The organism is Glutamicibacter sp. TV12E, assembly GCF_052441935.1.
In the GTDB taxonomy this organism is placed as follows: Bacteria; Actinomycetota; Actinomycetes; order Actinomycetales; family Micrococcaceae; genus Glutamicibacter.
In genome coordinates, this window is record NZ_JBQVVF010000001.1 from 171776 (window position 1) to 186452 (window position 14677).

Annotated in this window: 14 protein-coding genes; 2 read left to right on the plus strand and 12 right to left on the minus strand. The window is 57.5% G+C overall.

What is annotated here, in order from left to right; all coding sequences use genetic code 11:
- Positions 1 to 11 precede the first annotated feature (11 nt).
- The 7 genes from ispG to ACT7DV_RS00815 all read right to left on the minus strand — a co-directional run bounded on the left by ispG (position 12) and on the right by ACT7DV_RS00815 (position 6651).
- Positions 12 to 1178: a flavodoxin-dependent (E)-4-hydroxy-3-methylbut-2-enyl-diphosphate synthase gene (gene ispG / locus ACT7DV_RS00785; protein ID WP_060701048.1), complete on the minus strand. Its 1167-nt coding sequence runs from the start codon at positions 1176 to 1178 to the stop codon at positions 12 to 14.
- Between the two features lie 142 nt (positions 1179 to 1320).
- On the minus strand, positions 1321 to 1875 hold the full coding sequence (locus ACT7DV_RS00790) for an NAD(P)H-dependent oxidoreductase (RefSeq protein WP_444660469.1): 555 nt from the start codon (positions 1873 to 1875) through the stop codon (positions 1321 to 1323).
- Between the two features lie 119 nt (positions 1876 to 1994).
- A complete protein-coding gene (gene arfB, locus ACT7DV_RS00795) occupies positions 1995 to 2417 on the minus strand; it encodes an alternative ribosome rescue aminoacyl-tRNA hydrolase ArfB (protein WP_444664735.1) in 423 nt (140 codons plus the stop codon).
- Positions 2418 to 2531: 114 nt separating this feature from the next.
- A complete protein-coding gene (locus ACT7DV_RS00800) occupies positions 2532 to 2831 on the minus strand; it encodes a YciI family protein (RefSeq protein WP_444660470.1) in 300 nt (99 codons plus the stop codon).
- A gap of 23 nt (positions 2832 to 2854) precedes the next feature.
- Positions 2855 to 4204: a M50 family metallopeptidase gene (locus ACT7DV_RS00805; protein WP_444660471.1), complete on the minus strand. Its 1350-nt coding sequence runs from the start codon at positions 4202 to 4204 to the stop codon at positions 2855 to 2857.
- Positions 4201 to 5415: a 1-deoxy-D-xylulose-5-phosphate reductoisomerase gene (gene dxr / locus ACT7DV_RS00810; protein ID WP_444660472.1), complete on the minus strand. Its 1215-nt coding sequence runs from the start codon at positions 5413 to 5415 to the stop codon at positions 4201 to 4203. The genes ACT7DV_RS00805 and dxr overlap by 4 nt, the downstream gene beginning before the upstream one ends.
- An 81-nt stretch (positions 5416 to 5496) precedes the next feature.
- Positions 5497 to 6651: an acyl-CoA dehydrogenase family protein gene (locus tag ACT7DV_RS00815; RefSeq protein WP_444660473.1), complete on the minus strand. Its 1155-nt coding sequence runs from the start codon at positions 6649 to 6651 to the stop codon at positions 5497 to 5499.
- A 242-nt stretch (positions 6652 to 6893) separates the two neighbouring features.
- On the opposite strand from ACT7DV_RS00815, the gene ACT7DV_RS00820 reads away from it, so the two are divergent.
- Together ACT7DV_RS00820 and ACT7DV_RS00825 are read left to right on the plus strand one after the other, a co-directional pair.
- Positions 6894 to 7511: a TetR/AcrR family transcriptional regulator gene (locus ACT7DV_RS00820; RefSeq protein ID WP_444660474.1), complete on the plus strand. Its 618-nt coding sequence runs from the start codon at positions 6894 to 6896 to the stop codon at positions 7509 to 7511.
- A gap of 69 nt (positions 7512 to 7580) precedes the next feature.
- The gene (locus ACT7DV_RS00825; protein WP_444660475.1) at positions 7581 to 8042 is read left to right on the plus strand and encodes a GNAT family N-acetyltransferase; all 462 of its coding nucleotides are present in this window, start codon (positions 7581 to 7583) and stop codon (positions 8040 to 8042) included.
- A 77-nt stretch (positions 8043 to 8119) separates the two neighbouring features.
- Here the strand turns inward: ACT7DV_RS00825 and ACT7DV_RS00830 are convergent, their stop codons facing one another.
- The 5 genes from ACT7DV_RS00830 to ACT7DV_RS00850 form a co-directional block, all read right to left on the minus strand.
- Entirely contained in the window at positions 8120 to 8314 is a 195-nt protein-coding gene (locus ACT7DV_RS00830; protein WP_022875994.1) for a hypothetical protein, read from the minus strand.
- 98 nt (positions 8315 to 8412) lie between these two features.
- Positions 8413 to 10104, minus strand: a complete 1692-nt coding sequence (locus ACT7DV_RS00835) for an ABC transporter ATP-binding protein (RefSeq protein WP_444660476.1) — start codon at positions 10102 to 10104, stop codon at positions 8413 to 8415.
- A complete protein-coding gene (locus ACT7DV_RS00840) occupies positions 10101 to 11159 on the minus strand; it encodes an ABC transporter permease (protein WP_444660477.1) in 1059 nt (352 codons plus the stop codon). Before ACT7DV_RS00840 ends, ACT7DV_RS00835 begins: the two co-directional genes overlap by 4 nt.
- A 17-nt stretch (positions 11160 to 11176) precedes the next feature.
- A complete protein-coding gene (locus ACT7DV_RS00845) occupies positions 11177 to 12694 on the minus strand; it encodes an ABC transporter permease (protein ID WP_444660478.1) in 1518 nt (505 codons plus the stop codon).
- Between the two features lie 139 nt (positions 12695 to 12833).
- Complete coding sequence (locus ACT7DV_RS00850; RefSeq protein ID WP_444660479.1) at positions 12834 to 14633, minus strand: ABC transporter family substrate-binding protein; 1800 nt, start codon at positions 14631 to 14633, stop codon at positions 12834 to 12836.
- Between the last annotated feature and the right edge of the window lie 44 nt (positions 14634 to 14677).

Here is a 14677-nt window from a genome sequence, read left to right on the forward strand (position 1 = left end):
GCCGGCTGTCTTTAGCTGACGGAGACCACGGGAGAACCCGAGGCAGGATTCTCGTCATCGTTCAGTCCCATTTCGTCAGCCAAACGGTTGGCTTCTTCAATCAGCGTCTCAACAATCTGGTCTTCTGGCACTGTCTTGATGACTTCGCCCTTGACAAAAATCTGGCCCTTGCCATTGCCTGAAGCCACTCCAAGGTCAGCGTCGCGAGCCTCGCCGGGCCCGTTGACAACACAGCCCATAACGGCCACACGCAACGGAGCCTTCATGCCTTCAAGGCCCTCGGTGACCTGTTCAGCCAAGGTGTAAACGTCTACCTGGGCACGTCCGCAGGATGGGCAAGAGACGATGTCCAGTTTACGAGGACGCAGATTCAGCGATTCAAGAATCTGGTTACCGACTTTAACTTCCTCAACCGGAGGAGCAGAAAGCGAAACGCGAATAGTGTCGCCGATGCCTTTGGAAAGTAGTGCACCGAAAGCAGTGGCGGACTTGATGGTTCCCTGGAACGCCGGACCTGCTTCGGTCACGCCCAGGTGCAGCGGCCAGTCGCCGCGCTCAGCCAGTAGTTCGTAGGCACGAACCATGATGACCGGGTCGTTGTGCTTCACCGAGATCTTGAAGTCATGGAATCCGTGCTCTTCAAACAGCGATGCTTCCCAAACTGCCGATTCGACCAATGCCTCAGGCGTCGCCTTGCCGTACTTCTGCAGCAAACGCCGGTCCAGCGAACCCGCATTAACACCGATTCGAATCGAGGTGCCGTGGTCCTTGGCCGCCTGGGCGATTTCCTTGACCTGGTCATCGAACTGGCGGATATTGCCCGGATTCACCCGAACGGCGCCGCAACCAGCTTCAATGGCCGCAAAGACGTACTTTGGCTGGAAGTGGATATCGGCAATGACTGGGATCTGCGACTTCATCGCAATAATGCTCAGAGCCTCCGCATCCTTGTCGGTGGGGCAGGCTACACGCACGATGTCACAACCGGCAGCGGTCAGCTCAGCGATTTGCTGCAGCGTCGCGTTGATGTCGTGAGTCTTGGTGGTGGTCATCGACTGGACCGAAATCGGCGATTCAGAGCCGACCCCGACCGACCCAACCTGAAATTGGCGGGTCTTGCGACGTGGTGCGAGTACCGGCGGTGGGCCTGCCGGCATACCTAGGCTGACCGAAGTCAATGGACGCCTCCGAATAAATTGTGGGTAAATCTCTTAGTCCAAGTATGTCACCGTATCGAGGTGAGCGGGTACTCATGCGAGAAAGGCCACGGGGTCGCCGTGGCCTTTCTCGCAAATTCAAAGCCGTTGAGCCAGTATGCGCCTAGTTTGCTTCAGCAATTTCCTTGATGCTGTTGAGCACCGTAGTAACCTGCTCAACGACTTCAGCGTCATCCTTCGGGTGCAGTTCGGCGAAGCGAACGACCGAGTTCGGAATGGCCAGCTTGACGTCGTCCAGAACGTTCGCGCCTGCGATGTTCAGTGCCTTGCGAGCTTCGTCCTGAGCCCATACGCCACCGTACTGGCCGAATGCGGTGCCAACAACAACGGTTGGCATACCCGAAACCGCACCAGCTCCGAACGGGCGGGACAGCCAATCAATTGCGTTCTTCAATACAGCTGGCATGGTGCCGTTGTACTCCGGGGTGACCAGCATCAGCGCGTCTGCCTCGGCTGCTGCGTCGCGCAATGCCTGAGCGGCGGCTGGAACGCCACCTTCAACGTCGTTGTCCTCGTTGTAAAAAGGAATGTTCTCCAGGCCACTGAATACGGAAACTTCCATGCCTTCAGGGGCGTTATGCGAAGTTGCTTCTGCCAACTGCTGGTTGGTCGAACCGTTACGCAGGGATCCGACGAGGGTGAGGACCTTAGTGGCCATGGGATGTACTCCTAAATCAGAAAATCAAAACAAGCTGACGCTTCATCTACTTTCAACTATCGGTGATTCCCATCAATTCCGCGAATTAAAGTGATCTAGAACACGATTGCCAATTTCGTCTACTCTTGCCCCGGTTTTCTCCGAAGTTGCTTGGTGATGGATCGGCTGGATTTCGCATTTAGCCGTCTGCGTTGCGATCCCCTGGTTGGCTTGGTGGCCTTTCGCTGCGGAGCGTCCTCGGCAAGCCCCTGGTCGACTAGTCGTCGCAGCTTCTCCATGGCAATCTGCCGGTTTCGCCACTGGGACCGTTCTTCCGAAGCCGTCACCACTATGGATCCGGCGACTAGTCGGGCTGCATATTTGTCGAGCAACCGCTGACGCTGCCATGCAGATAGCGAGCCCGATGCACTGATGGACCAAGATAATTCGACCCTGGAATCCGAAGTATTCACGTGTTGGCCACCGGGACCTGAGGAACGCGTGAAATGCCAAGCAAGCTCGGCAGAAGGAATGCTCAGACTGTCGTTGACGTGCAAATCCATAATTCCCCCTCCCGGATCCTTGGTGCCTGTCACGTGATCATTTCAAAGAATTCTTAAATTGATAAGCTCCCGCCCTTCTGCAAAAGAAGCGCGGGAGCTTAGCTCGCTGACGTGCTAGGCCGAGAATTCCTGCAGCAACCCGATGACCGGGTTCCATTCGGAGATATTGGCCTGAGCAATCGCACCGACCTTGTTGAACGGATCATTGGCCAGCAGCTCGTTCAACGCAGCTTCGGATTCAGCTGCAATGATCAACAAGGCGCCATCGGTAGCAGGAGTCGGTCCCGATGCCAGGACTCGGGCCGGGCCCTCGTTGACGAATCCGACGAGGTATTCGCGGTGTGCCGGACGGTGTTCATTACGCAGCTCAACAGAGTCCTCGGCGTAAACGTATTCAACAGCAAAAACAGTCATAGCTACACCCTATTTCCCTAGGCTCAGAACAGTTGTATTGGCTTAAAGATGTCTGCGTATATTAAGAGGCCACCCATAACCAACATGGCCACCACAACAACATAAGTCAGTGGCAACAGCTTGACCGTGTCCACCGGCTTAACATTTTTCATCTTGAAGATCCGGGCAAACATTCGTTTGATGCCGTCGTAGAGGGCGCCAATCACATGTCCGCCATCCAATGGCAGCAGCGGGATCAAGTTGAATGCGAACAAGGCGAGGTTCAATCCCCCGACCAGCGAAAGCAAAGTCGCGAATTTATCGCCAACTGAAATGGAATCTTCCGCGCTGATTTCCCCGGCAATTCGTCCCACGCCAACAATTGACACAGGACCATTTGGATCACGCTGGCCATCGCCAAACGCTGCCTGGGCCACATCCACCATGCGCTGCGGCAGGTGCAAGATGACGTTTCCAATGGTCAGCAACTGGTTGCCGATAACGCCAGGCACGGCGCTCAGCGGCTGCGTCAAGTCCTGCTGCAACGAGCTCATCCCAACAAACCCGACCTTGGTCAGGATGTAATTGCCTTGGTCATCGGTGAGCACATAGCCATTTTCATCAGTAGCTGGCCGATCAGTAAGGTACGGGGTCAACGTGGTGGTGCGGTTTTGACCGTGTCGCTGATAATCGAGCGTAATCGATTGCCCTGGATTCACCCGGATTACGTCGGTTAGCTTGTTCCACTCGCCCTGCTCAACGGCATTGCCGTTGACTGCAGTGATGGTATCGCCTGGGCGCAGTCCAGCTTCATAGGCCGGCGCCGGAACATCCTTATCCGTGCATTCGGTCTGCTCGGCATTCTGCGCGCTGGCGATGCACTGATACACCTCGGAAACGGTTGTCGTCGGTGTAGCCTGCCCGAAGCTGGTGAGAACAATGGCAATGACAACAAAACCGATCACCAAGTTCATCAACGGTCCGCCAAGCATGATGATCACGCGTTTGTAGACCGGAAGCTGGTAGAACAGGCGGCCTTCATCGCTCGGCCGGACATTTTCATTGGCTTGAGAACGAGCATCATCGACCATCTGCCCGAAGACTTTTTGGAACAGTCCCGGCTTCTTGGCTGGCTGCTCCCCTGCGGCTTCCGGGCGTGGCGGATACATACCCACCATCGAGATGTAGCCGCCCAGTGGTAGCGCCTTGATCCCGTATTGGGTTTCCCCTCGCTTGAAGGAAACCAGTGTCTTGCCAAAGCCGATCATGTACTGCGGTACTCGCAACTTGAAGAGCTTTGCCGGGACGAGGTGCCCAATTTCGTGCAGCGCGATGGAAAGGCCCACGGCGACCACCATGAAAAGTACGCCGGCAATGAACAGAATTACGCTCATGCTTTTGCCTCCACAATCTTCGCAGCGTACGCCCTCGCCCAGCGGTCGGTTTCCAGAACGGTCTCGACGCTGAGTGCAGCGTTCACCGGAGTGTAGTCGTCGAGCACGTGCTCGATGGTTTCGACGATGTCGGTGAATCGAATCTTTCCATCGTGGAAGGCATCGACGGCAACTTCATTGGATGCGTTGTAGACGGCCATGTGGGTACCCGAAGCCGCCGCGGCTTGCTTCGCCAGTTTGACGGCCGAGAACACTTCTTCGTCCAACGGCTCGAAGGTCCAGTTGGAGGACTTGGAGAAATCACAGGCCTTGGCGGCGCCGCTAACGCGATGCGGCCAATTGATGCCCAAGGCAATCGGCAGACGCATATCTGGCGGAGAAGCCTGGGCAATCACCGAACCGTCAATGAATTCCACCATGGAATGAATGATTGATTGGCGGTGAACCACCGGCTCTATTCGCTCCAACGGAACGTCGAAGAGCAAATGCGCTTCGATTACTTCCAATGCCTTGTTGACCATGGTCGCTGAGTTCGTCGTCACCACGCGGCCCATGTCCCAGATGGGGTGCGCTAGCGCCTGGGCAGGGGTCACCTCGCGCAATTGATCGTAGGTGTAACCGAAGAAAGGTCCTCCCGATGCGGTCACCAATAGTTTGGATACTTCCTCTGGCGTACCTGATCGAAGGGCCTGAGCCAAGGCCGAGTGTTCAGAATCAACGGGGGAAATTTGCCCGGGCGCAGCGATCTGCTTCACGACCTGCCCGCCGATAATCAAGGATTCCTTGTTGGCCAGAGCCAGCAGGTGTCCAGCTTCCAACGCGGCAATGGTAGGAGCCAGCCCGATGGCACCGGTGATGCCATTGAGCACCACGTCTGCTTCGCTGAACGCGGCAACTGTTGTCGCCGCCTGCGCCCCCGCAACCAGTTCTGGCTCGTAGCCGCTGACCGAGGCTTGGCTGGCTGCACGTTTTATGGCGGTTGCAAGTTCATCCACAGAGTCACTGGCACATCCAACCAATGCCGGGCGGTATTTGACCGCTTGCTGCGCGAGCAATTCCAAGTTGTATCCGCCAGAAAGGGCGGCCACCGAGAATTTTTCCGGTGCCTGGCTAATGACGTCCAAGCCTTGGGTGCCGATTGATCCTGTAGAACCGATCAGGGAGATCCTGCGGGGGTGTCCGGCCGGGGTAAAAGTTTTTTGGAAGCTCACCCATCCATTATGGTTCGTCTAACTGTGAGCGCCCAAAGCGCGCCACGCCTTGTGCATGGCATGGCGCGCTCTGCGGCAAAACTACAGCCCCAAGCTGCGGGCAATGAGCATCTGCTGAACCTGGGTTGTCCCTTCTCCGATTTCCAGGATCTTGGAGTCGCGGTAATGACGGGCCACCAGGGATTCGTTCATGAATCCATATCCACCGAAGATCTGTGTCGCGTCGCGGGCGTTGTCCATGGCAGCTTCGCTGGCAATCAGTTTGGCGTGGGCGGCCTCAATTTTAAAGTCCTTCCCAGCGAGCATTTTGGCAGCGGCTGCGTAGTAGGCCAAGCGCGCGGTATATGCACGAGAAGCCATGCGGGCAATCATGAATGAAACACCCTGGTTCTTGCCGATGACAGTGCCAAAGGTCGTGCGCGTCTTGGCATACTTGACGGCTTCATCGAGGCAGCCTTGCGCTGCGCCGGTAGCCAACGCGGCAATGGCGATGCGTCCCTCGTCCAGGATTTCAAGGAAGTAGGCATAACCGCGTCCACGCTCCCCCAAAAGATTTTCCTCGGGTACCCGCGCAGAATTAAAACTCAACGGATGGGTGTCGCTGGCGCGCCACCCCACCTTGTCGTAGGCCTTCTCGGCGGTAAACCCCTCGGTTCCCGTAGGCACGATGATGGCCGAGATTTCCTTCTTCCCTGTCGCCTCATCGACCCCCGTGACGGCCGTAGCCGTGACATGCGAGGTGATATCGGTGCCGGAGTTGGTGATGAATTCTTTTGCTCCGTCAATCACCCACTGTCCATCTTCCAGCTTTGCTTTGGTGAGCGCAGCCGAGGCATCCGAACCGGCGCCCGGTTCAGTAAGTCCAAATCCAGCAATGCGTTCGCCGGTGGCCAGCGGCTCTAGCCACTGCCGTTTTTGGGCTTCGCTGCCAAACCGGTAAATGGGCATGGCGCCAAGAGAAACGCCGGCTTCCAGGGTGATGGCTACGGACTGGTCAACCTTGCCCAGTTCTTCCAACGCGAGCGCCAGGTGGAAATAGTCGCCTCCTGAGCCGCCATATTCCTCGGAGATCGGCAGGCCGAAAAGCCCCATCTGCCCCATTTGCTTGACGATGTCATAGGGGAAGGAATGATTGGCATCATTGGCAGCGCTTTGTGGCGCGACTACTTCTTGAGCGAATTCTCGGACCATGTTGACCAGGTCTTGGTACTGTTCATCGAGTTCGAGGTTAATCATCAGGCTCTCTCTTCGTTGAGGGATGGACCGATATCGAATTACTGGATCTGCAATATGTCGATATGGGAATTTTTCTGAGACCAGCGCGCGAGCGTCTTGGAAGCAAGAGTCACGGCGCGTATGGTTAATTATTATTAACTGATTACCGCCTACTGGTGGGTAAACAGCTTCATTTTTGACAGTAGTGGCACCCGTCACACTTGTCCAGAGTTCAACTTGGCAATCGTAAGGAGACGATGGTGATGGCGAGCAGGTATCAACCCCTCAACGAACCAACTGACCGCGAACGCGCCAAGGCAGAACGGCGTGACGCGCTGTTACGGGAAGCCACCCGGCTCTTCGCGCTCCACGGTTATGCAGGGGTGTCTCTGGAAGATCTCGGCGCTGCCTGCGGCATATCCGGTCCAGCGGTCTACCGCCACTTTGCAGGCAAGCAGGCAGTGCTTATCGCTTTGCTGGTTGACATGTCCAAGGACATCTATGCCGGTGGCCAGAAGGCCTCCGAAGCCGGCGGGTCACCGCTCGACGTCCTCTCGCGCCTGGTTGATTTCCACACCGACTTTTCGCTTTCGCGCCCGGACATCCTGCAGGTTCAAGACCGCGATCTAAAGTCGCTGCCTAAAGCCGAATTGTCATTGGTCCGTAAACTACAGAACTCCTACATCGAGTTATGGACCAATGAACTGGCGAAATTGCATCCCACCGGCGGCAAGCAGTCCCACCGTTTCCGGGCCCACGCCGTCTTCGGCTTGCTCAACTCAACCGCTCACTCGGCGCACTCGCCCAGAACAAAAAAATCAGGCTTGAAACCACTATTGTCCAATATGGCACTTGCCGCGTTGACTTCCCCGGTAGTGTAGATCCCAAGCCATTGTTCCGCAGCGTTCCGAAACCGGCATGCTGACCCACCCGATTGAAAGGCCTTTATCGTGCAGCTACGTGAAGTCCGCCCTTCCGACTTGGACTCATTCTTTGCTCACCAGCAAGAACCCGAGGCGAACCTCATGGCCGCTTATCAGGCGCGTAACCCAGCCGACCGCGCGGTATTCGACCACCACTGGAACTCGATCTTGAACGATCCAACTGTTCTGGTTCGCACCATCGAGCACGAAGGCGACGTGGTTGGTTCCATCTTGGTATTTGACGGTGAAACCCCAGAGATCAATTTCTGGACTTCCACCAAGTACTGGGGCAAGGGAATTACCACCAGCGCTGTGGATGCCTTCCTGGCCGAGTACACCAAGCGCCCGCTGACGGCACACGTTGTCCAGGACAATCTGGGATCCATCAAGGTCCTGGAGCGCCGCGGATTCAAGACCATCGGCACCGAGCAGATCTTCTCAAACGCCCGTGCAGAAGTAGTGACCGAAAACGTAATGCAGCTGGACTAGGGAACGCACGCCCTATTCACCCTGAGACCGCAGGAGCTGGCCCGTGAGGGCCAGCTCCTGCGGTCGTTTACCCGTGGTTATTGCCGAGGTCCGTAATACCCCTTGCCGCGGTCAATATCTTCACGTGCTTTGCGCAATGCTTTCGACGTTTCTGGGTCACGGCTTTCCAACTCGTCGGCCTTTCGATCGAGTCCCCTGAATGCGCCGATGATAAAAGGAAACGCGCACAGCACAATCAACGCTGCGACGATGAAAATGGAAGCTAAATCCATAAGATCTCCCGGAGAGTGAGTGCGGTCCAAGGCAAAACTACTCAAGAAACAGGCAAGGAGCCAGAAATAATCCCGGCTCCTTGCTTGTATGCACGTAGTTACTTGCTGTTATTCAGCAAGCGCCATGCCTCGCGTCGAACAGCCTGCTCATGGGGATCAGGCACCGGCGCAGCGGCTAGCAAACGCTTGGTGTAGTCGTGGGTTGGCGAGTGCAGCACGGTCTCAACCATGCCCTGCTCGACGGCCTTGCCCGAGCGCATCACAACCACCGCGTCGGCCAGCATGTCAACCACGGCCAAATCGTGGCTGACGAACAAGCAGGCGAAGTTGAAGTCACGCTGCAAGTCCTGGAGCATTTCCAGCACGACGGCCTGCACCGAAACGTCCAACGCGCTGGTCGGCTCGTCGGCAATCAGCAGTTCCGGGTTCAAAGTCAGCGCACGGGCGATGCAGATGCGCTGGCGCTGGCCGCCCGAGAGCTCGTGCGGGTAGCGGTTGATGACGTTGCGCGGCAACTTGACCGCATCCAGCAGTTCCTCGGCACGCTTGATGCGAGAAGCCTTGGTGCCCACCTTGTGCACCACCATCGGCTCGGTGATGCACTCGCCAATCGGGAAGCGGGGGTTCAGCGAAGCCGCCGGGTCCTGGAAGATGACGCCGATCTGCTTGCGCACCGCGCGAGCTTCCTTGGGCGAGAGCTTTGGCAAGTTGTGCCCCTTGACCGAGAGCGTGCCTTCGGCTACGGGAAGAAGGCCGATCACCGCCTTGGCGATGGTGGACTTGCCCGAACCGGACTCGCCCACGATGCCAAGCACTTCGCCCTTGGCGATATCGAAGCTCACTCCTTCAACGGCGCGGAAGATCTTGCCGCGCATGTTGTATTCCAGCACTAGATCCTTGGCTTCAAGTACCAGTTCACGCCCGGCAGGAGCGGTCCTGCTGCTGTGCGGCGCGTTTTCGGTGATGATCGCAGGCGCGGATAGCCGTGGAACGGCGGCCAGAAGCCGCTGGGTGTATGCATGCTGCGGGTTCAGCAATACCTGATCCACGCTGCCGGTCTCCACCAGGTTGCCTTGGAACATCACTGCCACCTGATCAGCCATGTCGGCCACCACACCCATATTGTGGGTGATCAGCAGGATGCCGGTGTTCAGGCGGTCCTTCAGCTCGCGCAGCAGGTCCAGGATCTCGGCCTGCACGGTCACATCCAGCGCGGTGGTCGGCTCATCGGCGATGATGACCTTCGGGTCGCAGGAAATCGCCATGGCGATCACGATGCGCTGGCGCTGGCCGCCGGAGAACTGGTGCGGGTACTGCTTGATGCGCTTATCGGGCTCCGGTATTCCGACCATGTCTAGCAATTCGATGGCCCGGTCGGTAGCGGCTTTGCCGTATGCAATGCCATGCAGTTCCAGGGCCTCGGTCAACTGGCGTTCGATGGTCAGCACCGGGTTCAGTGCGGTCATCGGTTCCTGGAAGACCATGGCAATGTCGGTGGCTCGCATCTTTCGCATCTTGCCCTGTTCAAGGCCCACCACATTGACGTTGCCGATCTTCGCTTCGCCGGAAATGTTCGCGTTCTCCGGCAGCAGGCCCATGGCCGCGGTGGATGTCACCGATTTGCCCGAGCCCGATTCGCCCACGAGGGCTACGACTTCGCCTGGACGCACTGCCAGGGACAGGCCCTTGACCGCGTGGACCAGAGGCCCAGAGGTTTCAAAGGTGACTTTGAGGTCGTTGAAGCTCAGTGCGTATTCACCGGCGGTATCTTCTGGAGCGACGTGGCTCATGGCTTCTCCTTACGGGTTGGCAGGGCAAACAGTCCTGCGCGCCGGCGGCGGCGTTTGCCCGTCTGGCGTGGGTCGAAGGCATCGCGCAGGCCATCACCGAGGAAGTTCACCGCGAGCGCGATGACCACGATGATCATGCCCGGCCACCAGAACAGCCACGGGCGGGTGACAAAAGCATTCTGGTATTGGCTGATCAGCAGGCCAAGGGAAGATTCCGGTGGCTGAACGCCGAAGCCAAGGAAAGACAGCGAAGATTCGAGCAGGATCGCGCCGGCGATCGCAAAAGTCGCGTTCACGACGATCACGCCAATGGTGTTGGGCAGCAGGTGCTTGAAGATCACGCGTGACGTGCGCGATCCCATGGCCTGCGCGGCGGAGACGTATTCGCGTTCGCGCAGGGAAAGGATCTCGCCTCGCACCAGTCGGGCCAAGCCGGTCCAGGTGACCAAACCGAGCACCAGAGCCAGAGCGAAAATCGACCCTGAGCTTCGTCCCGCGATCTGTCCGAGCACCGCGGCCAGTACCAGCAGCGGGATCACGATGAACAGATCGGTGATGCGCATCAGCACTTCATCAACCCAGCCGCGGAAGTAGCCGGCAACTGCGCCGATGACGGCGCCGAGGAAGGTGGCAACCAAGCCCACGACAAGGCCAATAATAATGGACTTCTGCGTGCCATTCATGACCAAGGCGAAATAGTCCTTGCCTACCGAGTCCTGGCCAAATGGATGCTCGCCGATGGCGATGCCGGATCCGCCAAGCCAAGTCGGCAGCAGGGAGAAGGTCGGCTTGCCGCTGTTGACGACGGTGCCGGCATCCAGGTAGCTCTGCTTCCACCAGCCCGGCAGTGGTCCTATTCCAATAGAAGTGAAAGCGACCACCGTGATGACCACCAGAACTACAGCGGAGATCATTGCGGGCTTGTGCTTGATAAATCGCCCGAAGACAATTTGCGACTGGCTCTTGGACTGTTCAGTCGAGGCTGCGAGTTTCGCGTCTTCGACTTCTGCAATAGAGGTCAAGTTTTTCGGAGTTTGTCCGTTTAAGTTAGTCATCGATTGTCCTAAATTCCCTAGACCCGGATCCGCGGATCAAGCAGCGCGTAGACGATGTCAGCCAGCAGGTTGAACAGGATTGCAGCGCTACCGGTGACCAAGAAGAATGCCATCACAGGGGCCGGGTCCACGGAATGCAGACCGGTGTTGAACATATCGCCCATGCCCTTCCAGCCGAACACCGTCTCGGTGACGACTGCGCCGCCGATCAGTCCAGCGAAGTCGAATGCCGCGATGGTGGCGATGGGAATCAACGCGTTGCGGAATGCATGGCGGAAGATCACGGTGCGTTCGCTCAAGCCCTTGGAACGTGCGGTGCGGATGTAGTCCTGCTGTTGCACCTCCAGCATCGAGGAGCGCGTGTAGCGCGAGTAGCTTGCCAGGGAGATTATGGCCAGCACGATCGTTGGAAGAAGCAGCTGCGTTGCGTTGTCCAGGAAGGTATCCCAGAAGCCGCCACCAAGGTTTGCGGTGGAGGAACCAATCGTTCCGATGGGCCGGCCCTTCAGCTGCAGGAATCCAGGCCATGCGCGGAAGATATGATCCAGCACTGTGAGACCGGCACCAACGACGCCAACGAGGACCGATACGCCGGCAGCATTCCGGGCGAGACGGCCACCCATGAATTTGCCGATCAGGCCAGGAATGACCACTGCCAAGATGGCGCCGAAAAGCAGGATCCAAGCATTCGCGTCTTTCAACAGCCAGAAGGTTGCGTAGTACATGACCAGCACCAGTACCACGGTGATCAGCGCAGGGTACAGGACTTTCTTCTCCTTGAGGCCAACGCTCATGGCGGTGGCAGACAGGGCAAGCAACAAGGTCAGGACAACGATGATTGCTGGGCCCATCTGAGGGTAGCGGTAGAAGTTCAGCCAGAGGCTGTACTGCAGCATCAGCGGAACAAAAACCGCCGTGACGATGAACGTCAGCCCACGGCGTTTGAGCGATCCTGCCAGCAGCATTTGCAGCACGATTCCGGCAACCACACCTATGAGGATGCTCGTGCCGATCGATATCTGCGGATTTTCAAGCCAGTCGTTGTAACCGATGGCCATGTATTCCTTGAGCAGCACGGCAGCCCAGAAAACAGGAAGGGAGAAGAAGAGGAAGGTCAGGAAGGTGACGAGGTAGTCCAGCCCGGAATATTGGCGTACCGCGGTCAGCACACCAATCGCGATGCCGAGAATGGCCGCGATGATGGTAGCCAGCAAAACAAGCCGGAGAGTCGAAGAAGCGGCGTTGGCGAGCAAGCCGCTGACTTCGACACCATTTATGTTCCGACCTAGGTCGCAGGCGCCTCCGAAGCATTTGCCGACTCCCCCCAGCCAGGTCAGGTACCGCAGGTACCAAGGCTGTTCCAGATTCATGTATTCGATGCGTTGCTGCATCAGATACTCGCGATTTTCAGCGTTGCTTTCGCGTAAATCGCCCAGCGGGTCGCCGGAGTTGATGACCAAGATATAGAGCAGCAACGAGGCGCCAAACAGCACACCGACGGCCGATCCTAATCTCTTGAGAATGAACTTCAACACGGTTCTAATGTCCTCTTTCTTCTCACCGTAAAGCGCAGGTGTCACCCGGTGATGGTGGCAGACACACCACGGGGCCCGATGGTGATCGGGCCCCGCAGGCGCTCACAGTTGGTGTTAGCAGCTAGTTTGCCCTCGGGACTTACTCAGCTCGCTGCCACTGCTCGGCGTTCCACACGATGCCATTCTGGGTAGCGGTGTGGCGAACATTCTGAACATCGGAGCCCGAAGCGCTCAGGCCTGGGTGCGCGAAGACCGGAATGCCGAACAGGTCATCCCACAACAGCTTTTCGATGACCTTGGTCTGCTCGGCGTGAACTGCCGGGTCAAGCGAGGTTGCCAGCTTGGTCCATGCTTCGTCCACTGCCTTGTTGGAGTACTTGCCGTAGTTCTGTGGCTTACCCGTGGCGTAGATGTTCTGGCCCGAAGTGATCTGGCCCGAACCTGCCCAAGCGAACAGTGCAACTTCGTAGTCGCCACGTTCCTGGGTGCCGCCCGGTGCGAAGAACTTGGCATCGCCAGCGTCTTCAACCTTGAAGCCTGCCTTGTCGCAGGAGGACTTGATGGCAGCAACCTCGTTGGTACGACGCTCGTTTGGAGCGGAGTAGCCGATGCGGATCTTGGTGCCTACAGCGTCCTGCTCCTCAAGGATCTTCTTGGCACCATCGATGTCTACCTGGTCGTAGCGACCGTCGTAGGAGGCATCAACGACTTCCTGGTAGTTGTCCTGGAACGGGAAGACTTCGCGGGCGTTCATCACGGTGGCTTCTGGGTTCAGAGGCTTGACCAGGTTGTCGACAATTTCCTGACGTGGAACACACATGGCGAATGCCTTGCGCAGCTCCAGGTTGGTCATCTCGTTACCCTTGGCGAAGTTGAAGTCCAGATGCTCCCAGGTCAAGGTGTCACCCTGCTGGATGTTCACCGACTTGCCCAAGCCTTCTAGCTGAGCGAGGGTGTCAACGGTGGGCTGAGGAGCAATGACGTCAACGTCCTTGTTCTGCAGCGCCTGGACCATGCCGGTGTCAGCCAAGAAACGGAAGGTCAGCTTCTTGGTAGCAGCCGGGGTGCCGTAGTACTTGTCGTTTGCGGTCAGGGTGACCGACTCGCCGGCCTTCCACGATTCCAGCTTGTACGGTCCGGAAACTGGCATTTCAGCTTCATCAGGAAGGGAGCCTGGCTTGGTCATCCAGCCTTCGTTCCAGAACTTGGCAGCCTTCTCCAGCTTCTTGGAATCGCCGTCCTGGATGGCCTTGACCAGCTCCTCGGTGCTCAGGCCACCCTTCTTGGCAACAACGTGTGCTGGGTGCGACATCCAAGTCTGCAGCTGCCAGTCTGGATCTGGATCCTTGAACGTGACGGTGAATTCCTTGCCGTCAGCAGCGCCTTCTGGCCCCTTAGGCACGGTATCGCCCAAGTCGGTGGAGACCGAGTTGAACAGCGGCTTGTCCTTGGAACCGTTGTTGAGATTCAGGTTCTGCGTGCCCCACGCCAAAACGGCATCTGCCACGGTGATCGGAGTTCCATCAGACCACTGTGCATTGTCGTTGATCTTGTACTTGATGGTCAGTGGATCATCGCTGACCTTCTCGTAAGATCCCAGATCATTGTTCTGGTAGATGGTTCCATCGGTACCCATGTAGTAGAAGCTGGCGAACATGCGATCCACGATGGACGAGTTATAGGTCGAGTAGGTCTGTGGAGTCAAGCCGTTGTAGCTGATGAATTCTGGGGCACCAACGGTGACGTTGAAGGTACCGTCCTTGGTGGTGACATCGCCCAGATCGGCGAGGCCGGAGTTGGTGACCTCTGCGCCACCATTTGACTCGGCGCTCTTGCTTGCCTCCGGAGCAGCGTCGCCGCCGCCCGGCGCACATGCCGAAAGTGCCAATGCCAGGGCAGCGCCTACAGCTACTGCTTTCGAAACGCGCTGAATCCGCATTTCGCCTCCTTGAGATCGTGATGATACGAGTTGTGAATCGGTGA